Raw genomic sequence first — 25,053 nt, forward strand, 5'->3', positions numbered from 1 at the left:
AGCGACCAGCGAAAGCACAGACGCGTTCATGGTGTCTATATAACGCTGTGCGTCAATGTTTGACGCATGCCGAAATACTACCTCACCAAGACGTGTTATCCAAAAACAGTGGGTTTTGCGCCGCTGGGCACGGTGCAAAACCTAAATGATTGTGGTGAAAAAGCGTGTCTGGCGATCAGTAGAATTGCTGACAGTCTTCGGGCAGCAAATAGACGCGCTGAAACAGATTTCCGGCGCCATCTTCAAAACTGTTGCGCAAGGTGACGCCCATTCCGAACATCTCGCGCCCTTCGGTACAGATCGTCTCGGCACGGGATTCGATCAGGCTGCGCATCTCGTCGGCAGAACTGCGGGCATCAGCGGCGGTTGTGACGTAATTATATTCCATGATCCGCATGCGTGGTACAAACAGCGCATCGGTCAGGGTCAGCGTGTCGGTCACTGCTGACGGCAGGCTTTCGCGGGCGTCAGCGGCCATTTCCTCTAGCAGGGCTTCTTCGTCGGGTGCCTCGGCTTCTGTATCTGACGGGGTGATCGCTTCGGGTGCAACGGGCGCTGCTTGGGGTTCGGGTTCCGGCGCGGGGGCAGATGCCGCAGGTTCAGAGGCCGGTTCTGGCGCAGGCGGGGTGTCTGCCGGGACCAGCAGGAAATACGCGACCACCACTGCGACCAACGCGCCAAGGCCGATTAGGTATTTCATCATTTCAATCACTCCTGCTGCCGCGACTGCCAAAAACCTATAGGTTTCTGCGCGAGAGGCAAGGGCACATCACCCTGCGATGCCGCGGGAGTGACTGGCCGGTCTTGTCGATCTGCGCTGTGTTTGGCATATGGGATCAAGCAGCATTGCAGGGTGGGGACAAATGTCACGCAGCGTCCGCACGGGGCTTTCCAATACGGCGCATATTGCCTATGCAAATGCAACAGGACCAGCAGTCAGGCAAATTCTATGGATCTGATCACCACGACCGAAGATCTGGCGCGCTTTTGTGCGCTTGCACATGATGCCCCATATGTGACGATTGACACGGAATTCCTGCGCGAGCGCACATATTACGCCAAGCTGTGCCTGCTTCAGATGGCCTTGCCAGGTGATGACGGGCCGGAAACGGGGCCGGCGGTTCTGGTTGACCCGATGGCCAAAGGGCTGTCGCTGGAGCCGTTCTACACCCTTTTGCGCGACACCAGCACCGTCAAAGTGCTGCATGCCGCACGGCAGGATCTGGAGATTTTCCTGATCGAAGGGCGCACCCTGCCACAGCCGCTATTCGACACCCAGATCGCCGCTATGGTCTGCGGGTTTGGCGACCAGATCGGATATGAAACACTGGTGCGCAAACTGACGCGCGGCAGTGTCGACAAAACCTCGCGCTTCACGGACTGGTCGCGCCGGCCCCTGAGTGATGCGCAACTGGGCTATGCGCTGGCCGATGTGACACATCTGCGCGTGATCTATGAAAAGCTGGCCGCAAAGCTGGAAGAGACGGGCCGCGCAAGCTGGGTTGCCGAAGAACTTGCGACGCTGGATGATCCGGCAACTTACATTACCCTGCCGGAAGATGCGTGGAAACGGGTCAAAACACGCAATGATTCCGGGCGGTTTCTGGCGATTGTGCGCGAATTGGCAAGCTTCCGCGAAAGCCATGCGCAACTGAACAATGTCCCGCGCTCTCGGATTTACAAAGATGATGCGCTGCTGGAGCTGGCCTCGTTGAAGCCGCAGAACGCGGATGATCTGGGGCGCACGCGTTTGCTGTTGCGCGAGGCCCGCAAGGGAGAGATTGCGCAAGGTATTCTGGACGCTGTCGGGCGCGGGCTGGCTTGTCCGCCGGAGAATTTCCCCAAATCCGAGAATGGCCGCGAAAACCTACAGGTCAACCCCGCGCTGGCCGATCTGTTGCGGGTCTTGCTCAAGGCAAAATCCGACGCGACCGGTGTGGCGTCTAAGCTGATCGCTTCGGCGGCGGATCTGGACGCGCTTGCAGCAGGTGCGCGCGATGTGCCCGCGCTGGCTGGCTGGCGCGCTGTGGTGTTTGGCCATGACGCCCTAAGCCTGTGCAATGGAGAGGTCGGATTGGCCGTACGCGGCGAGCGGGTCGAGGTGATAGCGCTGCCGCAGTCGTGACGTTTGAGTAGCCACCTGTCCGGGCTTTCTGCGCCGTTGCGAAGCTTTACGGGATCACTCAGATCGGCAAGCCCCGCATCAGGCGCGGCAGATCGCCTGTCAGGCCTGCCGCTTCGCGGATGAAGCGGCGGCGCAGGCTGGGCATTGCGGAAATCGCGCCCATGCCCAGATCGCGCAGCCCGCGTATCAGCGGGTTGTCGTTGGAAAACAGCTTGTTCACGCTGTCCGTGCCCACGGCCATCATCATCGTGTCAAAGCGGCGCCATTGCTGGTAGCGTTCCAGAACCAGGGGGTTGGCGAAGTCTTCGCCGCGTCGCATGGCCTCGATCAGCACTTCGGCGAGGGCGGCGACATCGCGCAGCCCGAAATTGAACCCCTGTCCTGCAATCGGGTGCATCCCATGCGCGGCATCGCCCACCAGCGCTAGACGTGGGCCAATGAAACTGTTGGCGATGGTCAGTTTCAGCGGATAGGCGAAGCGCTTGCCTGCCAATGAAATCTCGCCCAGAAACTCGCCAAAGCGGGGGCGCAAGGCTTCCAGATAGGCCGTGTCATCCAGCGCGTGGATAGCGGCGGCTGTTTGAGTGCGTTCTGTCCACACGATGGAAGAGCGGTTGCCCGGCAGCGGCAAAATCGCCAACGGGCCCGCGGGCATAAAGAACTGATGCGCGCAGCCGTTATGGGGCAATTCATGCGCAACGGCACAAACCAGCCCGGTCTGGCCATAGTCCCAGCCTGTGCGCTTGATGCCCGCGCGCTGTGCTGTCGGGCTATCGCGCCCGTCGCACCCGACAAGAAGGCGCGCACGGAATGTCTTGGCGCTTTCAGTGGTGACAGTCGCGCCCTGTGCGTCGATCTGCTGCGCGATAACGCGCGCGTCAGAGACATGCGTGATAAGGGGCTCACGGTCCATCGCCGCCAGCAAGGCGGGGCGCAGAATGCGATCCTCCAACATGTGGCCCATCGGCCCTTCTTCAATCTCGGCGTGATCGAAGTGCATAAACAGGGGTGCGGCCCCTTCGGTCGGTCGCCCATCGCTGGCCTTGATCTGCAAGATGGGCTGCGTCTGGTCTACCACATCGGCCCAGACGCCCAAACCTGCCAGAACGCGGGTTGACGCAATCGCCAGTGAATAGGATCGGCCATCGAATTCGGGGGCTGCACGGGTGTCGCGGGGCAGTGCATCCACAACAGTGACGCGCAAGCCACCCTGTGCCAGCGCCAAAGCCAGTGAGGGGCCATTCAACCCGCCGCCTACGATCAGAATATCTGTGTCATGTGTCATGGTGCAACTATGCCATCCAACCACCCAAAGTCCATGCGTCAAAAGGGGCAATGCGCTGGCTTTCGCCGTGCGCCGGTTCGAATGCCCCTTGACATGGACATGCGCCAGATAGTCCCTTTGCGCCCAATGGAAACGCTGCGCGAGGGACAAATGACCGACATTAAATGGGCCGACCACTCCGCATGTGATATTGGGCGCGCCATCGGGCAGGGCGAGATTTGCCCTGTGGAGCTGGCTGAATCCTATCTGGGCGCGATCAGCGCCCACCCTGACGGCCAGCGCATTTACGCGCGCCTGACCCGCAACCGCGCGCTGGACGAGGCGATGGCCGCGCGGGGTCGTGCGCGCGCAGGTTTGCGGCGCGGCGTGCTGGATGGTGTGCCCGTCTCATGGAAAGACCTGTTCGATACAGCGCATGTCGCCACCGAATCCGGCACGGCGCTGTTGCGCGGGCGCGTCCCCACAGCGGATGCGGCTGTGCTGCGCGCCATGTCGCAGGCGGGCACGGTCTGCCTTGGCAAGACGCATATGACCGAGTTTGCGTATTCCGGACTGGGGCTGAACCCGGTGACAGAAACACCGCCCTGCATCAACAACCCGCAGGCCGTGCCGGGGGGCTCTTCTTCGGGGGCGGCGGCGTCGGTTGCCTTCGGGCTGGCCGCCGTTGCGATCGGGTCCGACACTGGCGGGTCTGTGCGCATTCCTGCGGCGTGGAATGACCTTGTGGGGCTGAAAACCACATCCGGGCGCTTGTCGCTGGAAGGGGTGGTGCCGCTGGCCCCGAAATTCGACACAGTCGGCCCCTTGGCCCGCAGTGTCGAGGATTGCGCACAGGTGCTGGCCGATATGGAGAACCGCCCCGCGCCCGACCTACGCGGTGCAACGTTGGCGGGGCGGCGGTTTCTGGTGCTGGAGGGCGCGCCCTTTGACAGCATCCGCGACCAACCTGCGCAGGGTTTCGAGCAGGCCGTCACGCGGCTGGAGCAGGCAGGTGCGCAGATCGACCGCGCCACCCTCGCCCCAGTCGAGGAGGCGCTGGCGCTGTCACCCATCATCTACACACCCGAATGCTATGCCCAGTGGCGCGAATTGATCGAGACGCGGCCAGAAGCGGTCTTTTCGCCTATTCTGGAACGCTTCCGGTCTGGTCGGGATTATATAGCGACGGATTATCTGGCCGCGTGGGATGCGCTGCGGGCGCACCGGCAGGCGTATCTGGCGCAAACAGCGGGGTATGATGCTGTTTTGTTGCCAACTGCGGCAAACCTGCCCCCGGACGCAGCGCGCCTGATGCAGGATCACGCCTATTTCACGATAGAAAACCTGCTGACATTGCGCAACACGCGCATTGGCAACATGCTGGGCCTGTGCGTGCTGACGCTGCCAACGGCCATTCCATCGGTCGGGATCAGCCTGATGGCACCACCCATGGCCGAGGATCGCTTGCTGCGTTTGGGTGCGGCAGCCGAAGCAGTGGTGCGCGGCGTCTAAGCGGGGCCGCGCAGCGCTACCCATAGGCGGGAATGCCAGCAGATACACGACATCTTGTGTGTTCTGCGAAAATACCACAAATTCGCGGGGTTATTGTCATTTCTTCAAGCCTTTTTCTGGACCGAAGCGGCCTGTCAGGGTATGCTGACCCTTAATTGGGGCAAAGATCCCGTGAGTTTGAGGCAGTCCATGGCATTTCCAGAGCGGTTTTCGAACCTGCCTGAATACGCATTCCCGCGCCTGCGCGCGCTTCTGGACCATCACCAACCAGGTGGTGCGCCCGTCGCAATGACGATTGGCGAGCCGCGCCATGAAATGCCACCGTTTCTGGCCGAAGTGCTGAACGCGCATCTGGACGGTTTTGCAAGGTACCCCACGAATGAGGGCATCCCCGCCCTGCTAGAGGCTATTCAGGGTTGGATTTCGCGGCGCTACGGTGCCGATCTGACACCAGAGAACCTGATGGTGCTGAATGGCACACGCGAAGGGTTGTTTAACGCGGCCCTTGCGCTGTGCCCCGAACACAAGCACGGGCAGACGCCCGTCATCCTGACCCCAAACCCCTTTTATCAGGCCTATGCTGTTGCCTCGCTGGTGATTGGAGCCGAACCCGTTTACGTGCCCGCAACCGAAGCCAGCGGCCATTTGCCCGATTACATGAACCTGCCTGCCGAAACGCTCGACAGGGTGGCGATTGTCTATATCTGCTCGCCCGCGAACCCGCAGGGCTCGGTTGCGGATGCAGAATATCTGCGCGACCTGATTACCTTGGCCCAGCGGCATGATTTCCAGATCTTCGCGGATGAGTGTTATTCCGAGATATACCGTGACACCCCGCCCCCCGGCGTGTTGCAGATCGCACGCGAGATGGGCGCAGACCCTGAACGCGTGTTGCCGTTTCATTCACTTTCCAAACGCTCCAACCTGCCGGGGCTGCGGTCGGGTTTTGTCGCAGGCGGGGTCGAGAGCATTCGCCGCATCCGCCAGTTGCGCGCCTATGCAGGCGCGCCCCTGCCCGAACCCTTGCAACATGTCGCCGCCGCCGCATGGAATGACGAGGCGCATGTAGACCGGTCGCGCGCGCTCTATCAGCAGAAATACGCGCTGGCAGACCGCATCTTTGCTGCGGTGCCGGGTTATCAGGGGCCGGAAGCGGGGTTTTTCCTGTGGCTGCCTGTGGAAGATGGCGAAGCGGCGGCCTTGCACCTGTGGCAGCAGACCGGCATCCGTGTGTTGCCGGGGGCATATCTGTCGCGTGAGATGGAGGGGTTCAATCCCGGCAAAAAGTTTATCCGCGTGGCGATGGTCACGCCCATTGACGAACTCGAAGAGGCGCTTCGGCGTCTGCGCAACTGTATTTATCCGTAACGAGGCTTCACAGATGGCATCCTACAATACCCGTTCGAGCGAACCCTTGCTTGACAGCAATCTGCAAGCGATGTTGCAAAAACGCGGGCGTGAATTGCTGGGTGTGGGGCTGATCGCCCTTGGCGGGTTGATTGCGCTGATGCTGTGGTCCTATTCTCCGGCTGATCCAAGCTGGCTAAGCTCATCTGATGTGCCTGTGCAAAACTCTCTGGGGCGGGTTGGCGCGATGATCGCCTCTCCCATGATGATTATAATTGGTATGGCGTCTTGGGGGCTGGTGCTGTTCTTTGCGGGCTGGGGTGCGCGGCTGATTTCGGGAATTGGCCATGAGCAGGTGCTGACGCGCGGCATCTTCCTGCCCATCGGCTTGGCCGTCACCGCAGTGTGGAGTGCGACACTGGTCCCGACCGCCGGATGGGACACCCTATATGGTATGGGCGGCGTGTTTGGCGACACTGTTTTGGGCGCTATCATCAATGCCCTGCCCATGAGCGCGTCTGCGGGCGTCAAGATGATGGGCGTGGTCATGTTGCTGGCAACGCTTGCGATCTGGAGCTTTGTACTGGGTGTTCACCGCTATGAGGCGCTGCGTTTTATGCGCTTTGTGGCTGCCGGTATTGTGCTGTGCTACGCAGGGCTGCGCGCTCTGCTGCGGGGGGGCGCTGTTGGCGGTGTGCGGGGTATGCGCCTTGCAGGGGGCGCGATGGCGCGCAAACTGCATGACAGTCGTGCAGCGCGCGAACAGGCCCAGTATGCGCGCGAAGATGCATTTGCGCGTCAAGCCCCGCCACTGGATGGCGATTACCACAACCCACGCGCACGGCCCGCGCATCCGGCCGGACAGCACCAGCATGCTTTTCCACGCGCCGAACCGCAATTGCACAGCGACGGCAGCGCGCGCCGCTCTCCGCCAGTGATCCGTGCGGCGGCATATGCCCCGCCTGCCCCTGCGGCGCAGGATGATGACGATTATGATTTCCCTCTGCTGGACGATGAAGCGGCCTATTATGCCGCACCGGCACAAGCAGCGCCGGAATATCAGCAGCGTCAGCCGCAAAGCAGCCCAGCCCCCGAGGCAGCACCATCCGGCCTGTTGTCAAAACTGAAATCCCTCTCCACGCGGCCACTCTCGGCGTCCTATCAGGACCCAGAGCCGGAATTGCCAATCCGTGGGGAATTGGTTGAACCCCGCCTGAGCGCGGCTGCGATAGATGCGCGCCCCTCGGGGGATGCGCGGATCAAGTCGCGCATTGCCGATGCCATCCGTCACCGCAAGGGCGCAAAGCCGGTCTTTCAGTTTGACCGCACGCGCCACCCGAACACAGAGCCGCCCCTGCGCGCGCCCGCGCCGCAGCATCCCGCACCGCACAGCATGTCACCCGATGTCCCGCTGCCAGTGGCGGGCGCCAGCCTGAGCGCCAGCCTGCCCGCGGCACCGTTCGGGTCTGTTCCCATGCCGGACTGGATGCTTGCCGCACAACCCGCAGCCACCCCAGAGCCCGCACCCGCACCGGCCCCAACTGCGCGCCCCGAAGGCCCGCAACTGCTGCATGCAGAGCCGCTGTTCGAGCAAGAGGCACCGCGCAAAGGCCATGTTTTGCAGCGCCGCGTTGTCACCAATGCGCATTCCCGTCCGCAACCCTCGCGTCAGGCACAAGCCGAGGCGGAACCCGCTTTCGCATTCGATGCGGCAGCCCCGGTCTTCGAGTTGCCGCCCCTCTCGTTGCTGGAACACCCAAGCGAAGTGCAGCGCTACACCCTGAGCGATGAAGCGTTGGAAGAGAACGCGCGGATGTTGGAGAATGTGCTGGATGATTACGGTGTGCGCGGCGAGATTGTCAGCGTCCGCCCTGGTCCTGTTGTCACCCAATACGAGCTGGAACCTGCACCGGGGCTGAAGGCAAGCCGTGTCATCGGTCTGGCCGATGATATTGCGCGCTCGATGTCGGCGCTGTCTGCGCGCGTCTCGACGGTACCGGGCCGGTCGATCATCGGGATTGAATTGCCCAATGTTCAGCGTGAAAAGGTTGTGTTGCGTGAAATTCTGGCCGCCCGTGATTTTGGTGATACGCAGATGCGCTTGCCACTCGCGCTGGGCAAGTCCATTGATGGCGAATCCGTCGTCGCCAATCTGGCCAAGATGCCGCATCTGCTGATTGCAGGGACAACCGGTTCGGGCAAATCTGTGGCGATCAACACCATGATCCTGTCGCTGCTGTACCGTCTGACCCCGGATGAATGCCGCATGATCATGATTGACCCCAAGATGCTGGAACTCAGCGTCTATGACGGCATTCCGCATCTGCTGTCACCTGTTGTGACCGATCCGAAAAAGGCCGTGGTGGCGCTGAAATGGGTCGTGGGCGAGATGGAAGAGCGCTATCGCAAGATGTCCAAGATGGGCGTGCGCAACATTGACGGCTATAATGGCCGCGTGCGCGAAGCGCTGGAAAAAGGCGAGATGTTCAAGCGCACCATCCAGACCGGTTTCGACGATGAAACCGGCGATCCGGTGTTCGAGACAGAGGAATTTGCGCCCCAGCTTCTGCCCTTTATCGTGGTTGTGGTCGATGAGATGGCCGACCTGATGATGGTCGCTGGCAAGGAAATCGAAGCCTGTATCCAGCGGCTTGCGCAGATGGCGCGGGCAAGCGGGATTCACCTGATTATGGCCACGCAGCGCCCCTCGGTCGATGTGATTACCGGCACGATCAAGGCCAACTTCCCCACGCGGATTTCGTTTCAGGTAACCTCCAAAATCGACAGCCGCACCATTCTGGGTGAACAGGGGGCCGAGCAGCTTCTGGGGATGGGCGACATGCTCTATATGGCGGGCGGTTCGCGGATCGTGCGGGTGCATGGCCCCTTTGTCAGTGATGAAGAGGTTGAAGAGGTGGTGAACCACCTGAAATCCTTTGGGCCACCAGATTACAAATCCGGCGTGGTCGAAGGCCCGGAATCGGACAAGGAAGCCGACATTGACGCTGTTCTGGGTCTGGGGGGCAACACCACAGGCGAAGATGCACTGTATGATCAGGCCGTGCAGGTCGTGATTCAGGATCGGAAATGTTCAACCAGCTACATCCAGCGCAAACTGGGCATCGGCTATAACAAAGCCGCGCGTCTGGTCGAGCAGATGGAAGACCAAGGGCTGGTGACGCCGGCCAACCATGTCGGCAAGCGCGAGATACTGATCCCAGAGCAGGGATAACCGGACGCGCACCAGTTGCCGTCAGCGCAATCCGGCGACCGCTATATGACGGGCGAGCGTCAGTGCTTTGTCTTCGGGCCGCGCCAAGCATCTGCGGACAGTTTTGCCGGTCGCGCGGAGCGGGCCGGATTTGACCCCAGCAACCAGATCATGCCCCGGTGGACGGCTTTTTCTTGCGCAAGGGTTGGAACGGGACAGGGATCAAGGCGTTTTGTCTGTGGCATCAGCGTTAACGCGTGCCGCAATGGGACGCAGATACATGAGTTCGGAACGTCGCAGCATCAGGACCGACTCGATCCTGCTCACGGCGGGGCTGTTGCTGATTTCGTATTTTCTTGGCGAAGTGCTGCTTCTGGTGTTCGCAGCGGTTGTGCTTGCGGTCGGCCTTGATGGGCTTTCATCGGCAATCGCGCGGCGCACGCCCCTATCTCGCGGGTGGGCGCTTTTAGAGCGTCGAGCCTTTAACCTGATGCATATCCAGCCCCACAGAAGAAGTTCCAGCATTCGTCCGGTGTGAAGAGGTCGCAGATTTCCGTGAGCGCGTCGAACATCTGATCGAATGTTCTGGCTCCAATCCTACGCAGATGTGCCTTGAGCTTTGAGAAAGCCATCTCGATGGGGTTGAGGTCAGGGGAGTATGGCGGCAGGTACAAGAACCAGCATCCCACATCTCTTAAAGCCGTCGCAGCAGCCTTGTTGTAATGGGTGGCGAGGTTGTCGCAAATAACGACAGTGCCTGGCTGTAATTCCGGGGCCAGGACATTTCGGACATAGGCCTCAAAGGCTTCACCATCCATTGCCCCTTTGATGACCCACGGCGCGATCAGATTGTCGTGCGTCAAACCAGCGATAAATGTCTGCGTTCCCCACGCCCCGAACGGGGCATCCATTTCCAGGCGCTTTCCGCAGAGACTGCGTCCGTATTGACGGGTCAGGTTGGTTTTGACGGAGGTTTCATCAATAAAGACAAGCCGATCAGGATGCGCTTGCATGGCAGGCAGGTGATGCCTGAACCAGTTCTTACGCCGCTCCTTCACATGAGCGCGCAACCGTTCGGTGGCAACCAGCGACTTTTTTTATATGTGTATCCGAGCTTGCGCAGAAACCGCCCGATGGAGGCCGCGTGCGCGGTAATGCCAGTGGCAGCTTCCAATGCACCGGCAAGTTCTGGCAAAGTGATATCACCATCCTGCGCCACCAATTCTTCCAGCAACGCTTGATGAGAAGACAGCTTCCCATGACCAGGAGGACGGCCTTGGGGCTCCGGCTCAATCGAACCCGTTTCCCGCAGCCTGCGTTGCCATCGCACACCAGTGGCGGCGGACAACTTCAGCCGTGCTGCTGCGGCACGACCGCTCAATCCTTCTACAATACACTCTTGAAACCGCGCACGAAGCGCTGACGGCAATGCTGATGACATAAGACATCCTCCCAAGGAACATGAATCACAAATCAACCTCAAAGGGAATCCATCGATTCACGTTTCAAGCGCGGCGCTCTAGTTATTTCGATCTCGGTCTTCTCATTCATCATTGCAGTGGCCAGCCTGTCTGCAGGGCGTCTGGTCATGCAATTGCAAGACGTGGGCGAGGCGGTGGTCGAGTTTGCAGAGCAAGCGCATGACTGGCTTACGGGTCTTGGCGTGATGCAGGAAGAAGATGACGAGAACGGCGGGCTGGCCAGTGCCGTGCGCGACATGTCGGGGCAGGCGCTGACGTGGGGGATGACCGCGCTTGGTGCTATTACCAGCTTTGTTATCCTTGTGGTCCTGACAGGTTTCATTGCGGTGAATCCTGCGCTTTACCGGGGCGGAGCACTGCGTCTGGTGCCGCCCGCGAAACGCGGGATCGCAGAAGAAACGCTGTCCGCACTCGCCCATGCGCTGCGCTGGTGGTTTCTGGGGCAGCTTGTGTCTATGGCGCTGCTTGGGGTTTCGGTCGGGCTTGGGCTGTTTGTGCTTGGCATCGAGCTTTGGCTTGGTCTTGCAGTTCTGACAGCGTTGCTGACGTTTATCCCCTTCATTGGGCCGCTGATCGCGGCGGTGCCGGTCATAGCAGTGGGGTTTGCCGCAGGTATGCAAACAGGGCTGATTGTTCTGGCGGGTTATCTGGTGATCCAGAACCTTGAAGGCAGCGTCGTCAATCCGCTGATTCAGCAAAGAGCTGTCAATCTTGCCCCGGCGCTTCTGATCGCGGTGCAGGTGCTGCTGAGTCTTGTTTTTGGTGTGATGGGGTTGATCCTTGCCGCCCCGCTTACAATCGTGGGGATGGTCGCAGTCCAGAAGCTGTGGGTAGAGCATACGCTGGGAGAGCGCATAACCTAGCGCAAACCGCTTCGGCCGTTCTGCCCAAGGCACAGGCCATATCCAGAACGCCGGAAATACAAGAGAGGTGACAGTGCCAACTGCCGACATATACTCGCCCGAACCGAATATGCTGGAGCGCAGATTTGCCGATTATCTGGCGCAACACGGCGCGGAAAGCGGCGGCAGCGCACACCCCTCGCGCGCCCGATTGGCCGAGATTGGCCGTGTTACGCGCTGGGTCATTGGCCTGTCGGCGCTGGCGGGGCTTGTGTCGGGCGGGCTGATCGGGGTCACCGAAATCTGGATGCGTCAAACATATCTCGGCGGGATGGACGGTTTCGACTGGGAAGACGCCCTGCCCTATTGGTCTGCGTTCTACGCCTTTGTGGGCGTGGTCAGCGCGGTAGAGATTGCCTTGCTATACGCCTTGGCGCTGAACGGGATTGCGCGCGTCACACAGCAATCGGGGCTGAACCTGTCACGCGGCGATGGGCCGGAACTGTTCTCTCATAGTCTTGCGCGGGCCGCGCTGGAGTTTCCCAGCCCAAAGGTCGAGATTTACGGGATTGACCCCTATGTCCATGTCTCGGCATGGAAGCTTGTAGCGCTGAATATTGCCTATAAGCTGAAGGTCGGGGTCAGCAGTTTCATCCTGCGGGTGTTCTTGCGCAGGGTGGCCGCGCGTATGGCGATCCGTGGCATGGTGCCCTTGTTCGCTGGCCCGCTTTACGCGGTCTGGAATGCCTATATCATCTGGCGCATCATGGCCGAAGCGCGGGTGCGCACATTGGGGCCATTTGCTGTCGACGGTCTGATGGATGCGCATTTTGACGATGTCAGTGGACTGGATGCCACCGAAAGGGATGTGATCTTGCAGGCGGCAGGCGAGATGCTGACCCGTGGGCGCGATGCCCATCCGAACCAGATTTATCTGATGACCCGCCTGCGCAAGGCGTTGGAACGTGACGAGGATATTTCCCTCGACTGGTCAGCGGTGCGCGACCATTTGCCTGCGCTGGATGCCGCCAGTCAGACCCGCGTGCTTGACTTGCTGACATTGTCTTGTGTGATCGGCGCGCGCACGCACCGCGAACAGACCGAATTTCTGTCCAACGCCTGTGATGCGTGCGGCGCGACGCTGGATGAAAAGCGCCTGAAAGCGCTGCGCAAAGCTCTGACGCGCGGCGATCAGATCACGCGCGCGGCGCTTTCAGACACCCGCAGCGACGGGATCGCCCATACCGCCTGACCATGCGTGCCCCGCCCCCTTGATCTGCCACAACACCATGAAAGATGATCCGGTGCATACCGCTGTCGGGCTTGGCGGCACTGCTGAGATTCCCCTGTGGTTCGGGCGGAACAGAAACGCCGCGAGAATTGCTGACAAAAGGGACTTTCAGAGCGGGCTGTGTAAACTAATTTGCTGCAATGCAGCATTTACTCTTGCTGCGGCGCAGCATCGCCCCCAAGTATAGGTGTAACAACCCATAACCCAAGGAGCATTTCAATGACCAAGCAATCCACCACCAAAGCCGTAGCCCCTGAAGCAAAGATCGCTGCGAGCGAAGCCAAGCCTGCGGTCAGCAAAGCAGTGGAAACACCGCAAGATGTTGTCACCAAAACCGCCAATGACGCGACCAAAGTTGCCACGGATGCTGGCAAAGAGGTCGTAGAACGTGCCGTCGCCACTGCGCGCGAGGCCAGCGCGCAAGTTGCCAGCATGACCGAAGACACGCAGAAGACGCTGGGCGAGACGATCGAGAAACTCTCGGTGCGGATGCACGGTCTGAGCAGCTTTGGTCAGCAGAACCTTGAAGCGCTCTCGAAAGCGTCAGAGATCTCGGCAAAAGCGTTCGAGAATTTCAGCGGCGAGATCGCAGCCTATACCAAAAAGGCCCACGAGGACCGCATCGCGGCTGTTCAGGACCTGTCCAACGCCAAATCACCCACCGAACTGGTGGAAAAGCAGATGTCGTTTGCGCAGCACGCCTTGGATGGCTGGGCGCAGCAGGCGATCCGCATGAGCGAGATTTACACCTCGGCGACGAAAGAAGCAGCGGTACCCCTTGGGGCGCGCGTTTCTGCGGTGACCGCAGAATTGCAAAGCACAGCCCGGTAATCGGTTAGCAAAAGAAAAAGGGCCACGGCCCTTTTTTTAACCCAACAAGAATTGTGAGAAGTACATGTTCGACATTGATGATGTCCCCGACGCCATGCAACCCCTGTTCGCGTTCACGACAGCGTATCATACAATGACGATGGCAGCAGGCGAAGTGTTCTTGCGGCGCTCGATGATGTTTGCACACGGATCGGTCAGCATGAACGAGGCCGTTTCCATGGTGGTCGAGAAGGCAACAGCCTTTGCGGAATCAAACACTGCCGCCTCGACCGCATTGGCAACGGGCAAAGACCCGGTGGAGGTTGCCCATGCTGCACTCGCCCCTTACGGCACGCGGACTGCGGCCAATATCCGCGACCTGCGCGGCTTTGACTGAAGGGCGCGCCTGTACTGAGCTGCCGCGCTAATCTTGCTTAAAATCAGGTTTTGCTGCGCCTTCAAGCGCTGGGTTCAGGATGCAATGCGCAGGTCATGTCGGGCCACTTGACTTGCCGACATGAGAAGGCGCAAAGCAGCTTTGACACCAGTTCCTTTGGAAGACGCAGGCATTGTCCACGAACCCCTATGAAACCGTCGGTTTTTACGACTCCGCCATTGCTGCGGGCAAACATCGCGCCATTGTAGGTGGACGGTGGGAAGAGACTGGACGGATCGAGCTGACGATCCTGCGCGAAGGCGGCCTTTTGCCGCATCATCATCTTCTGGACATCGGGGCGGGCGCGCTGCGGCTGGGCTGCAAGGCCGTGCCCTATCTGGACCCTGGCCACTATTGGGCAACAGATGCGTCTCGTGATATCCTGCTGGCGGGTTATCGGACGGAACTGGACAACCCGACCAGACTGGACCCTGCGCGTTTGATAGAAGATGCGCGTTTCGAGTTTCCGGGTATTCCTGACACCATAACCCATGCCATAGCCTTTGCGGTTTTTCCGCATCTGCCAATGACTCACCTGCGCTACGCCCTGACAAACCTGCGCCGCTTCGACCGGCTGGAGCGCTTTTTGTTTACAGTGTTTCTTGCCCCTGATCCGGCCACGGCAATGACGCCCTTCCGACAGGCTGACGGTGTTGTGACCCATGCCCAACGCGCGCCCTATCACATTCTTGCTGATGACCTGGCCGATCTGGTGCACGGCTGCGGCTGGCACATGACCCGCAGCAGCGTGATGCTACCGCGCGGTCAGATACTGTTTACAGCGCAGCCCATTCGGGCCTGAAACCCGCGCAGAACCGCGAAGGGCTATGGCGCAATCTATCGGGCGGATTGCTGGCGCGATGGGCAAAGTGCCAAATTCATTACGGCACGAAATGGATACGAGAGGCCAGTTCATCCGAGCTGATCCCCAGCAGATCCGCCGTTTTTGACAGGTCGTAGTCACATTTCTCATACGCCAACTGGATACAGATATCTTCCAGCACTTGCGCAGTTTGCGTCACAATCTCGGCCAAGGGCAGATGCCCGACCTCATCAATCGCCTTCTCGACAGCCGCAGTTGCGCGCCCTTGGAAAACGGATGTCTTTGCTTTTGCCCCGCCCGAATCGGAGGGGTGAAACTGCTGCGCGCTTTGGCTATCCTCCAGGGATTGCACCATCTCATGCAGCGCGGTGTTGAATGTCTTTTGCATTTTCACCGAAGGGCGCAAATCCCGGCAAACGACAATGGAACGCCCGTTATCCACAGCGATCCGGCGCACCAGCAGCGGCACCCCCTCACCCTTCGGATCGTTTGGAATAATGAAGTTCAGGTGACGCCAGACAGGCGCATCTTGCTTTTGTGCGGACCACAGCATGTCAAGCTTGCGCCAGCTGTCCTTGCTGACGATGCTTTGAAGGGGTTTGTCAATCCAGTCTTCACCGATGAGGTCATCTACCGCACCGCCACGGATAATATCCTCTACAACATTCGCGTCCGTCACCAGCAAACACAAGTCACTTGCAGCGACGACAATCTCTTCCAGCACCGCAGGCGGGAATGCTGCGAAATTAAGGGAAAAACTGGTTCTAGCGCGCTTGAGTGTCGTCATGATAAGTTCCGCCTGCCGTATCTGTCGTTTGTTATGGCTCAATTAGCGTTTGTTATGCGTGCCCATGTGCGATAGAACATATAGTGAACATACTGTGTGGAGGGGTATATATGGACCACGACATCTTTCTGGTTTGGCTCAATGAGACGGATAACCTCTCGCCGGACCAGCGCGCCGAGGCGAGTCGGATCCTTTCTGGGTCTCCGTCATTGCAGGCGGTGGTCGATCTCCTTGAGGCAAAGGTTCGTGAGGACCGTATCTGCCCGCACTGCGCTTCAGAAGGAGCTATCATCAGGGGTCATGCAAGTGGCCTTTCCCGGTTCTTTTGCAAAGGCTGCGGCAAAACCTTCAACGCGTTGACCGGTACTCCGCTGGCGCGCCTGCGCCACAAGGGCCGTTGGGCAGAGTTCGCTGCTTCGTTACGTGACGGCGAAACGGTAAAGGTATCCGCTGAGCGTTGCATGGTGGCGCGCACGACCGCTTTTCGTTGGCGTCATCGTTTTCTTCGGGCGGTGACGGCTGGGGCGATCAAGTTGCGCGGCATCGTCGAAGCCGACGAGACCTTCTTTCTGAGCAGCCGAAAAGGTGAACGAAACCTTGATCGTAAGGCCCGTAAACGTGGCGGCAAGGCCGCCAAACGCGGCTTGTCGGAGGAGCAGGTTCCGGTCTTGGTCGCAGCCGACCGATCCGGCACCACCATAAGTGCTGTCTTGCCAGCAGTGACGGCCGCACATCTGCAGGCGGTTTTGCAGCCGCTTCTCGATCCTGATGCGCTCTTGGTCACTGATGGCTGCACCAGTTACCCGCCTTGCGCAGCAGCAATGGGCATCAGCCATGAAAGCCTCAACCAGACTGCAGGACAACGTGTTCGCGGGGAGTTGCACATTCAAACCGTGAACAGTCGACATGAGCGGCTCAAGACATTCCTGCGGCGCCATCGCGGCATCGCAACCAAGTACTTGGACAGCTACCTGCGCTGGTTTCAACTTGCAGTCATTCCAAAACACCAAACTCCCCGCGCGATACTCGCCGCCGCCGCAGGAATCCTGCCTATCTCAAGGCACGCATAATTAACGCCAATTGAGCCTTTGTTATTTGCCGGTGCAAATGATCGGATAACTCGTTTATCCTAAGGCCCACGTGATCGGCCTGCAAGAAATTGTATTGGTTGACAGGTGCGGTGATCGCCGACCCCCCGACAATGATCTCAATACGTTGCGAGCTGTCCGCGTTCCGCCAGTCAGATATCATATCGGCCAAGCCCACGAAAGCAGTATCCGTGCTGACAGAAAGCGCCAAGGCATCGACCGGTTCGTGCTGTAGCAGCCCCGCAACCTTCGCGGTGTTGGTGCCGTCAACAAATGTGACATTCCAGCCCTGCAAGTTCAGCGATTCTGCCATAATACGCGCGCCAAAATCATGCGTATCCTCCGGCGCAACGGCCACGATAACGCGCCCCAATGACAAGACCCTATCCTGTTTTCTGGCCAAACGGTCAGTCGCACCAAGGGTCTCTATGATCTTGTGCATAAGGCTATAGGCGAAGGCGATTTGCTCGAATCCTGCCCTGTCTTCGGTCCAGTCGCGCCCAAGCTCTGCGATGGTTGGCAAAAGCAGCTGCAAATATACCGCCGTGCCGTCATGTCGCCGCGATGCCCTGAACGAAAGACAAAGTCTTAACGAGGCGGCAAATTGGCCATTCAATAGCGCGTCATGCAAAGCGTTGACCGAAAGCATATCCGATACGGACGACACCGCGTCGCTAAAGGCCGCCCCCTCGGATTGCGCGTGATCGGCCAGTTTGATTGCCTGTGCCCCGATCTTGCGGCTGAGCGCTTCGATCCCTTGAACCAGCCAGGATTCACAGCCTTGGTCCACACCTTTGTCCAACTCCCGCGCCCCTCCCTCTGGCCGTATGTTCCTTGGTGTTCGGTCTGTCAGACCTTAGTGCAACTCGGACGATCGCTGCGGTTCGCTGTGGACTTACATCCAGCACGCCTGTCAGCGGTTTTGCGACACACCACGCCTTTCGACCTTGTTTCCCTCTGCGCAGTGGCCGCCAACCTGCTGTCGTGGAACAAAAACCCCCTTGATCATGCAACTCAAGTAGCTTTGCCGTACCCCTCGTCAAACAAACACTACCACACCGCAGCGGAAATTTCTACGAGAGCGACAAGCTGTCAGGGCGTGGCCCCTGCGCCGCCCTTCACGGATGAGTTATGCAGCGACGCGCCACCACCTGAAACTTTCGCACACAGGCTGCCGTAACCTGCCCACATCGCGCCAATGCCGGTGGAACAACGAGCGTTATTCACGCGCCGCGCATTCAGCACCACCGCGCTGATGGCAAGGCCATTTGCGCGCGCCGTGATGCGACACATATGAACAGAGAAGGACCACACTATGAGAAAACTAACATCAGTGGCAGTATTTGCGGCGTCGATCGGGTTTCTGGCGGCCTGCACGAATGACCCGCAGATCAACGCAGCTACAGGCGCTCTCGCGGGTGCGGCTGTCGGCTCCAAGGTGGGGTCGGGTTCGGGGCGGACGGCCGCAATGCTTGGCGGCGCGGCTGCCGGCACGGTCTTGGGCGGCAACGCGCGCACCAACTGAGGGTTGTCACGTGCGGGCCGCGCCCATGCCCTGCCGATCCTGCGATCCAAGACATTGGGGTGACGGCGTCAGGGCATTTTCAGCTTGGTGAAACTTCCCCGTATATCGATCCGTAACTTTACCACAACACGCCAACACAGGCGTCCAATGGGAGAACACGACATGAGACTTTCAATTCGCGCGGCGCTGATGACCGCAACGGTATTCATCGCCATACCCGCTGCCGCGCAGATGGCAGAGAACCCGATGGTTGGCGGCGCACCGATGCTTGCAGAGCGCAACATCGTCGAGAACGCTGTAGATTCCGCAGATCACACGACACTGGTTGCCGCTGTGCAGGCCGCCGGTCTGGTCGACACGCTGCAATCCGAAGGGCCTTTTACAGTATTCGCACCCGTTAACGCGGCGTTCGAGGCACTGCCCGAAGGCACCGTCGACACACTGTTGATGCCCGAGAATGTAGATGCGCTGACCGAAGTGCTGACCTGTCATGTGCTTGGCGCAAATGCGATGTCCGATGTCATCAGCGGCATGATCGCGGATGGTGGCGGTGTTCACATGGTGGAAACACTGGGTGGCTGCATGCTGGAGGTGCGCGCGTCAAACGGCATGATCACCCTGACGGATGAGACGGGTGGCACCGCAACTGTGACCATTGCCGATGTCGTGCAGTCCAACGGTGTGATCCATGTGATCGACCGCGTCCTGCTGCCCGCAGCCGATGACGCCGCGATGCAGGGCGACACGCCAATGGAAAGTGGTATGGATGCAGGGGATAACCCAATGGTTGGCGGCGCGCCGATGTTCGCGGATCGCAACATCATCGAGAACGCTGTAAACTCGGCGGATCACACAACGCTGGTTGCAGCGGTGCAAGCCGCGGGCCTTGTCGAGACATTGGAAGGCGCTGGGCCGTTTACCGTCTTTGCACCCACCAACGCTGCATTTGACGCGCTGCCCGATGGCACGGTCGAGACGCTGCTGATGGAAGAAAACCGCGATATGCTGGCTGGAATCCTGACCAGCCACGTTGTCGCTGGCAATATCTCGGCCGCAGAGCTTGCGTCGATGGCGCGTGCTTCATCGGACGGGTTTCATCACTTCAACGCGGTCTCTGGGGCTGCATTATCCGCACAGGTCCGTCCATCGGGCGATGTTTATATCTTCGATGAGAACGGCAATGCCTATCTGGTCAGTGTTGCTGACGTGAACCAATCCAACGGTGTGATCCACGTCGTTGATGGTGTGCTTCTTCCGCGCTGATAGCAGTAATGCGGCAAGGCGGGTCTGACCCCGCCTTGCCAGATCCGCGATCTTGATCAACGCTTGGGCCTTATCCGGTATGTAAAACTAAAGACCGGGCACAGGTTTCGCGCAAAATATGGCCCGATCAGCGCCCGCCTAGTCCTGCGATTCACTCGATTTGCGGATAAAGCCGGATAAGCTTTGTGCGCGCGTCTTGAGTTGTGAACTGCCAGTTGGTTTTGGCGCGTTGGGAGTTGCGATTTGTTGTCCATGCATCGACTTCGGCCTTCAGCATAGTTTTGTCCGGGATGCGCCGGGCCAGACATTGGCGAGCGAGGACGCTGAGTTCACATTCAGCGATGTTGAGCCAAGACCCATGTTTTGGCGTGTAGTGCCATTCGAACCGTTGTGCGATGCGGCGCGCTTGGGCAGGCGGGAAAGCCTCGTACAGCGATGCAGGGTTGTGGGTGTTCAGATTATCCTGCACGAGATCGATCTTTTCGGCATAGGGAAAGTGGAGATCAGCCAGATCGCGCAGGATATGGGCATAATCGATGGCAGTGCGTCGATCGCGTATCTCGACGTGGCGCCAGCCCTCCAGAGGAGCGAATAACATGAACAGGCTGGCGACACCTGCGCGTTCATATTCGTAGTCATGGCGCGCCTCGCGCCCTGGCTGCATGGGAATGGGTGTGCGGGTCTCACGGGTCAATTGTTTGCTGGTCTCGTCCAGACAAACCAGCGGACGGTTTTGATCGTGTGGACGGGTGTAGACGTCCAGCACATTCTCCATGGCCGCCACGAAACCAGCGTTGGCTTTGGGTGGGATTACCCAGTACCGGTTCCGGTGCGGTTTGAGCGCGTTTTTTTAAGCGTGCGTTGGATTGTGGTATCACTGGCCTGCTCAACAATGCCCAGTTCGACAACCCGCTTTTCCAACAACCTGAGTGTCCAGTGCGTATATCCTTCGGGTGGTTCGGAACAGGCAAGCGCGATCAGCTTGGCCTCGGCTTGCCCATCGAAGATCCGAGGTTGTGAAAGCGACGCTGGAACTTTGCGCGCTAAAGTCGCCTCAAGCCCTTCCTCCACAAGTTGGCGCCGGGTGCGGAAAACAGTCGAGAGACTGGTCTCTAATGCCTCGGCAATGCGCGCATCTTCCCATCCCGGGCCATCAGAGGACACATCCGCCTTCAGCAAAATCCGCGCCTTCAGCAGTCTGTAGGCGGCTTGCCGACCCGTTCTGATCATCCCTTCAAGGTGTTCACGCTCCTCTGTCGTCAGTCGAACTACATACTTCGGCTTGCACCCTCTTGTCATCATCTCACCCCCAGAAAGCTGCTACGCTCCACAGAGATTCAGAAAAAATCAAAGCTGTCAAATACCCCGAAGCGAGGCACTAGTTTCCGCTCGACCATAGAGGCGCGGCAGATCGGAATAGCGATCAAGAACCGTATTTCCGTGCAACATTTTATGGGCTGGGTATCTTCTTATGGGCTGGGTATCTTCGTGGTGGCAAGCATATCACACAGAGTGCCTCTTAGCGATCTCGCAGAGACGCTGCGCAACCAGACCCTGCTTGAAATCGCCTCTGCCAGAAACTGCCGGCAGTTCAAGAGGAACCAGAGGCAACCGCCTATCCCGCCCCTGAGAAAGCTGGCGCATCACCGCACAATCAACTCGGCATGTAGGGCACCGGCTGCATTGATACTGTTCAGTATGTCAATCATGTCACGCGGGGCGACCCCCAGTGCGTTCAGTCCCGCGACGATGTCGGAAAGCGTGGTGCCGCCTTGCAGTTCTGCCAGCGCAAGTGGTGGCGCATCTTCAATCTGGGCTGCTGTGCGCGGAACGACGATGGTTTCGCCTTGCGCAAACGGATTGGGTTGTACCACAAGCGGCGTTTCCTCGACCCGCAAAGTCAGCCCGCCTTGTGCAACTGCAACGCGGCTGATCCGGACATCCTCGCCAATGACGATCGTGCCAGAGCGCTGATCCACAACGACACGGGCCCGCATTTGCGGAACGATCCTGAGGTTTTCGATGCGAGCGAGCGCATGTGCGGCAGACGCGACCTTCAAGTTGCGCAGATCCAACTCAACCGTCCCGGAATCGGTCATCGTCGCAACACGTTGGTTGAATTCAAGGTTCACGCGCTCCTCGATCCGGAATGCGGTCGTGAAGTCGGGGACGCGTAGTGCCAGTCGAATGCGCTCCAGACTGGCCAACTCGAAATCCACTTCGCGCTCGACTCGCGCCCCCAGCGGAATTGAGCCAGAGGTCGGAACACCCCGCGCCTCCCGCGCCGCCTGCCCCTCTGCCGCAGCACCCCCTGCGATGATTGCGCCCTGTGCAACCGCATAAATCGCCCCATCCGCCCCGTTCAGGGGTGTCATGACCAAAGTGCCCCCAAGCAGGCTGCTTGCATCACCAATCGCCGATACTGTCACATCGACACGTCCCCCTGCGCGCGCAAAGGGCGGCAGTGTGGCGGTTACGATGACCGCTGCGACATTTCTCGGGCGAAACTGCTCACCCGTTACATTGACCCCCAGCCGTTCCAGAATGTTGGACAATATATCTTCGGTGAACGGAGAGTTCCGTATTCCGTCACCGGTCCCGTCCAGCCCCACGACCAGCCCATAGCCCAACAGATCATTGCCCCGAACCCCGTCAAATTCGACAAGGTCTTTCAGCCTGACCGAAGCCCCGGCCGTCAAGGCGAACAGGGTCAGGATACATGACAATATGAATGTTCTGAAATGGTATCGGATCATCGCAGATAGGCCGATAGTGACAGCCGCGAAAGCCGTGCGGTCAGGTTGTAAATCATATCAAGCTGCGTGATCGCCTGTTCCAGCCGCATGGCCGTTTCATATGGATCAGCTTCTGTCAGCTCTGCTCGTGTGATCGCCATTGCGGTGTGCTCTGCCTCGGCTCTCGCGCGCCCGATTGAGGCGCGTTCTTCCTCCACGCCAAGGCGGGCGGACAACCCGATAAGGGACTTTTCTGATGCCGCCAGACTGAAAGAAGCCCGTTCAAGCATCGCCTTTTGCTGGGGCAGATCGCCTTCAAACAGCCCTTTTGACAGGATCGCGCCTGTTGCCAATGCTGCCAGAAACTCCCTGATACTCTGATCTTGTGCTGTTATCTCGACGCCGACAGTTACACCGTGACCAAGCGCCACCCTTTCGGGGATGGGGGGACCGCCCAGATATGCGGTTGCGTCGAACTGGCCCCCATCGGCGAACCACCCCGCAATAAATGCTTGCGCCGCCTCTGCGTCAGCGCCTGCGGGCAATGCTGTCGTCAGATCACTGAGCATTGCGTCAAGCATGTCATCGGCAGCAATCAATGCTGTGCCATTGCCTGATATGCCTGCAAACAGCGCGCGTCCCGCGAAATTGGTATTCAGCTGCGACACGGACTCCTGAAATTTGCGCGCCATCATGTCGATGCCGCCCGATATTTCCCCGCCATTCGCAGTGGTGTTGCGAACAATCTGCTCCAAGACTCCAGACTGCGCTGTGGTGCTCAGGTTGCCCAGAATGGACTGCTGCAACGACAAGAATATTCCGGCAGATTGTGCGCTTGTCTTGCGCGCGGATGCCATATTCATCGCATTGGTCACGCTTGAGAGCATTGAGAAGTCACCGCGCAGTTTGCTGGCCTTGTCTTTCACAGCGCCGGTCGTCAGTTCATGAGACAGGGTTGCGACCGACCGCTTCAAGCCAGTGCCCTGGCGTTGCAACGCAAGGCGCTGCGCCATGTCCCCGAATGTGAGTGCTTTCATTATCTGATCTCCAGCAGCGAACGCCACATTGCATCGACGGTTGCGATGACCCGCGCATTGGCTGCGTAGGCTTGTTCAAGAACCAGCAGCTTGCTCAGTTCCGCGTCGGTATCCACGCCGCGCGCGGCGAATGCATCTTCGAGTGCTGAGACGCGGGCCATGTTGACGGCCCCGCGCTGGTCCTGCGCAAGGCGTTTCGCGGCGATCATCGATAGCGCGTCAGATGCGTGCGCGGCGGCAGGTTTTGCGGCATGGGTTCCGGCTGGCAACGGGGATGGCGTGTTCAGCGCACCCAGCATTTTGGAGAGGAGCGTATTGTCCAGTGTCATGCCAAGTGGTTCCGTACTCAAACCCAGACCATGCCGGAGCCGCCACACTGCGCCGCCACTGCCCGGATCGGCCATAGGGTTCAGCCGAATCTGGCCTGCGCTGCCTGTTAAATCTGCGGGCAAACCGGACATATTCGCCATCGAAAATAGGCCGAACGCACCGGGTGCCAGACTGGGGTCAAGATCTGGCTGGCTGAAACGGGTGATCAGATCTTGGGCGCGTGTATCCAACTGGTTTTGAACGGTGGGGGCTATGATATCACGAATTTCCAGCAATGCCCCCAACCGCCCGGCTGAGAACAGCGCGTTTTCAGAGTGTAAGTTCCGACCGTTGAGGGTGACATGCGACAGGGCGCCGTTCTCAATGGTATCGCCGGGGCCGGGAGCCTGAGTTCGGACGAAGCCGAATTGCGCCGCAGTTCGGTCAACGAGGATCGATCCATCTTGGCCCATCACCATGACGCGGCCATCATTTCGGGGGATTTCGCGGATGGAAACAATGCTCGACACATCGTTAATGAGGCGTTGCCGGGCATCCATCAGGCTTTCAGGCGCACCGCCCAGCAAGGTTTGTTTTTGTATCTTGTCATTGAGGTCGGCAATGGCGCGAAGTGATTGATTGAGCGCCCCGACGTCATTTGCGATGCCGGAATCGGCCGTGTCGCGCTGAACCTTAAGCGTGTCGTTCAATGTGGCAAAGCTGCGCGCGATGTCTGTGGCTGCCTGACTGACCTTGTGCAAAAGCGCGTCAGAGTCTGGTTGGGTAGCGGCATGTTGAAGCGACACTTCCAGCGCATTGATGAGATTGGTCAGCCCGCCGGGTTCATCAGGCATCCCGAACACAGATTCGATCCGTGTCCAGAAGTCCGACAGGACATCATCTTGTGACTTGAGCGCCTTGGCATGGCGCAGATCGGCCAGCAGCATCGGGTCGACATCGCGTGTGATGCCTGTGCTCATCACGCCACTTCCCTCCAGGCCGGTTACGCGCGCGGCTTGTGTAAGCGCGCGGACGCCATACCCCTCGGTCTGGGCGTTGGCGATATTGTCCGCGACAAGTTGGGTGCCGCGGGCGGTCAGGCTGAGGCCACTCAGGGCGGCAGAGAGCGATAGTGACAAAGACATGATATGGCCTCATGCGGTGGTG

Annotated in this window: 21 protein-coding genes and 1 pseudogene; 13 read left to right on the plus strand and 9 right to left on the minus strand. The window is 59.3% G+C overall.

The window, feature by feature from the left end; translation table 11 throughout:
* Nucleotides 1–175 precede the first annotated feature (175 nt).
* Nucleotides 176–703 (minus strand): hypothetical protein, encoded by a 528-nt coding sequence (locus tag BD293_RS22760; RefSeq protein WP_170207014.1) that lies wholly within the window; start codon nt 701–703, stop codon nt 176–178.
* A gap of 246 nt (nt 704–949) precedes the next feature.
* Between BD293_RS22760 and rnd the strand changes: the two genes are divergently transcribed.
* Nucleotides 950–2,125 (plus strand): ribonuclease D, encoded by a 1,176-nt coding sequence (rnd, locus tag BD293_RS16460; protein ID WP_142083616.1) that lies wholly within the window; start codon nt 950–952, stop codon nt 2,123–2,125.
* Between the two features lie 58 nt (nt 2,126–2,183).
* Here rnd and BD293_RS16465 read toward each other — a convergent pair whose 3' ends face one another.
* The gene (locus tag BD293_RS16465; protein ID WP_142083619.1) at nt 2,184–3,410 is read right to left on the minus strand and encodes an FAD-dependent monooxygenase; all 1,227 of its coding nucleotides are present in this window, start codon (nt 3,408–3,410) and stop codon (nt 2,184–2,186) included.
* Between the two features lie 150 nt (nt 3,411–3,560).
* Between BD293_RS16465 and BD293_RS16470 the strand changes: the two genes are divergently transcribed.
* The 3 genes from BD293_RS16470 to BD293_RS16480 all read left to right on the plus strand — a co-directional run bounded on the left by BD293_RS16470 (nt 3,561) and on the right by BD293_RS16480 (nt 9,480).
* Nucleotides 3,561–4,901, plus strand: a complete 1,341-nt coding sequence (locus BD293_RS16470) for an amidase (protein ID WP_142083621.1) — start codon at nt 3,561–3,563, stop codon at nt 4,899–4,901.
* A 189-nt stretch (nt 4,902–5,090) separates the two neighbouring features.
* Nucleotides 5,091–6,269 carry an aminotransferase class I/II-fold pyridoxal phosphate-dependent enzyme gene (locus BD293_RS16475; protein ID WP_142083624.1) on the plus strand — a complete coding sequence of 393 codons (1,179 nt, stop codon included), beginning with the start codon at nt 5,091–5,093 and terminating at the stop codon, nt 6,267–6,269.
* 13 nt (nt 6,270–6,282) lie between these two features.
* Nucleotides 6,283–9,480, plus strand: a complete 3,198-nt coding sequence (locus BD293_RS16480; protein WP_142083626.1) for a DNA translocase FtsK — start codon at nt 6,283–6,285, stop codon at nt 9,478–9,480.
* Between the two features lie 461 nt (nt 9,481–9,941).
* Here the strand turns inward: BD293_RS16480 and BD293_RS16485 are convergent.
* Nucleotides 9,942–10,900, minus strand: a protein-coding gene (locus tag BD293_RS16485; RefSeq protein ID WP_142079597.1) for an IS630 family transposase whose coding sequence is annotated in 2 segments (ribosomal slippage) — nt 9,942–10,556 and nt 10,559–10,900 — 957 coding nt in all. Because the reading frame shifts where the segments join, the coding sequence is not laid out codon by codon here.
* A gap of 84 nt (nt 10,901–10,984) precedes the next feature.
* Here BD293_RS16485 and BD293_RS16490 point away from each other — a divergent pair.
* From BD293_RS16490 to BD293_RS16510, 5 genes are all read left to right on the plus strand, one after another.
* Nucleotides 10,985–11,803 carry an AI-2E family transporter gene (locus BD293_RS16490; RefSeq protein ID WP_281286693.1) on the plus strand — a complete coding sequence of 273 codons (819 nt, stop codon included), beginning with the start codon at nt 10,985–10,987 and terminating at the stop codon, nt 11,801–11,803.
* Between the two features lie 73 nt (nt 11,804–11,876).
* Nucleotides 11,877–13,034: an LBF_2804 family protein gene (locus BD293_RS16495; protein WP_142083630.1), complete on the plus strand. Its 1,158-nt coding sequence runs from the start codon at nt 11,877–11,879 to the stop codon at nt 13,032–13,034.
* Between the two features lie 258 nt (nt 13,035–13,292).
* Nucleotides 13,293–13,904 (plus strand): phasin family protein, encoded by a 612-nt coding sequence (locus tag BD293_RS16500; RefSeq protein WP_142083632.1) that lies wholly within the window; start codon nt 13,293–13,295, stop codon nt 13,902–13,904.
* Nucleotides 13,905–13,968: 64 nt separating this feature from the next.
* The gene (locus BD293_RS16505; RefSeq protein ID WP_142083635.1) at nt 13,969–14,280 is read left to right on the plus strand and encodes a hypothetical protein; all 312 of its coding nucleotides are present in this window, start codon (nt 13,969–13,971) and stop codon (nt 14,278–14,280) included.
* 172 nt (nt 14,281–14,452) lie between these two features.
* Nucleotides 14,453–15,121, plus strand: a complete 669-nt coding sequence (locus BD293_RS16510) for a class I SAM-dependent methyltransferase (protein ID WP_142083638.1) — start codon at nt 14,453–14,455, stop codon at nt 15,119–15,121.
* Nucleotides 15,122–15,200: 79 nt separating this feature from the next.
* On the opposite strand, the gene BD293_RS16515 is transcribed toward BD293_RS16510, so the two are convergent.
* Nucleotides 15,201–15,929, minus strand: a complete 729-nt coding sequence (locus tag BD293_RS16515; RefSeq protein ID WP_142083641.1) for a hypothetical protein — start codon at nt 15,927–15,929, stop codon at nt 15,201–15,203.
* Between the two features lie 110 nt (nt 15,930–16,039).
* On the opposite strand from BD293_RS16515, the gene BD293_RS16520 reads away from it, so the two are divergent.
* Nucleotides 16,040–16,999, plus strand: a complete 960-nt coding sequence (locus BD293_RS16520; RefSeq protein WP_142079320.1) for an IS1595 family transposase — start codon at nt 16,040–16,042, stop codon at nt 16,997–16,999.
* On the opposite strand, the gene BD293_RS16525 is transcribed toward BD293_RS16520, so the two are convergent.
* Nucleotides 16,980–17,819 (minus strand): cobalamin B12-binding domain-containing protein, encoded by an 840-nt coding sequence (locus BD293_RS16525; protein ID WP_142083644.1) that lies wholly within the window; start codon nt 17,817–17,819, stop codon nt 16,980–16,982. The genes BD293_RS16520 and BD293_RS16525 overlap by 20 nt on opposite strands.
* A 513-nt stretch (nt 17,820–18,332) precedes the next feature.
* Here BD293_RS16525 and BD293_RS16530 point away from each other — a divergent pair.
* The 3 genes and pseudogenes from BD293_RS16530 (at nt 18,333) to BD293_RS23140 (ending at nt 19,805) form a co-directional block, all read left to right on the plus strand.
* Nucleotides 18,333–18,542 carry a glycine zipper 2TM domain-containing protein gene (locus BD293_RS16530; RefSeq protein WP_142083646.1) on the plus strand — a complete coding sequence of 70 codons (210 nt, stop codon included), beginning with the start codon at nt 18,333–18,335 and terminating at the stop codon, nt 18,540–18,542.
* A 189-nt stretch (nt 18,543–18,731) separates the two neighbouring features.
* A pseudogene (locus tag BD293_RS23135) lies at nt 18,732–19,259 on the plus strand (fasciclin domain-containing protein); the annotation flags it as partial.
* Nucleotides 19,260–19,274: 15 nt separating this feature from the next.
* A complete protein-coding gene (locus BD293_RS23140; protein ID WP_246086375.1) occupies nt 19,275–19,805 on the plus strand; it encodes a fasciclin domain-containing protein in 531 nt (176 codons plus the stop codon).
* Nucleotides 19,806–19,956: 151 nt separating this feature from the next.
* Here the strand turns inward: BD293_RS23140 and BD293_RS16540 are convergent.
* From BD293_RS16540 to flgK, 4 genes are all read right to left on the minus strand, one after another.
* A protein-coding gene (locus BD293_RS16540) for an IS630 family transposase (protein WP_142084307.1) occupies nt 19,957–21,104 on the minus strand; the annotation gives its coding sequence in 2 pieces (ribosomal slippage) (nt 19,957–20,657 and nt 20,657–21,104; 1,149 coding nt in all).
* 344 nt (nt 21,105–21,448) lie between these two features.
* The gene (locus BD293_RS16545; protein WP_142083651.1) at nt 21,449–22,561 is read right to left on the minus strand and encodes a flagellar basal body P-ring protein FlgI; all 1,113 of its coding nucleotides are present in this window, start codon (nt 22,559–22,561) and stop codon (nt 21,449–21,451) included.
* Complete coding sequence (locus BD293_RS16550) at nt 22,558–23,577, minus strand: hypothetical protein (RefSeq protein WP_142083653.1); 1,020 nt, start codon at nt 23,575–23,577, stop codon at nt 22,558–22,560. Before BD293_RS16550 ends, BD293_RS16545 begins: the two co-directional genes overlap by 4 nt.
* A complete protein-coding gene (gene flgK, locus BD293_RS16555) occupies nt 23,577–25,031 on the minus strand; it encodes a flagellar hook-associated protein FlgK (RefSeq protein WP_142083656.1) in 1,455 nt (484 codons plus the stop codon). The genes BD293_RS16550 and flgK overlap by 1 nt, the downstream gene beginning before the upstream one ends.
* Nucleotides 25,032–25,053 lie beyond the last annotated feature (22 nt).

The sequence above is a fragment of the Roseinatronobacter monicus genome, from assembly GCF_006716865.1.
Classification (GTDB): domain Bacteria; phylum Pseudomonadota; class Alphaproteobacteria; order Rhodobacterales; family Rhodobacteraceae; genus Roseinatronobacter; species Roseinatronobacter monicus.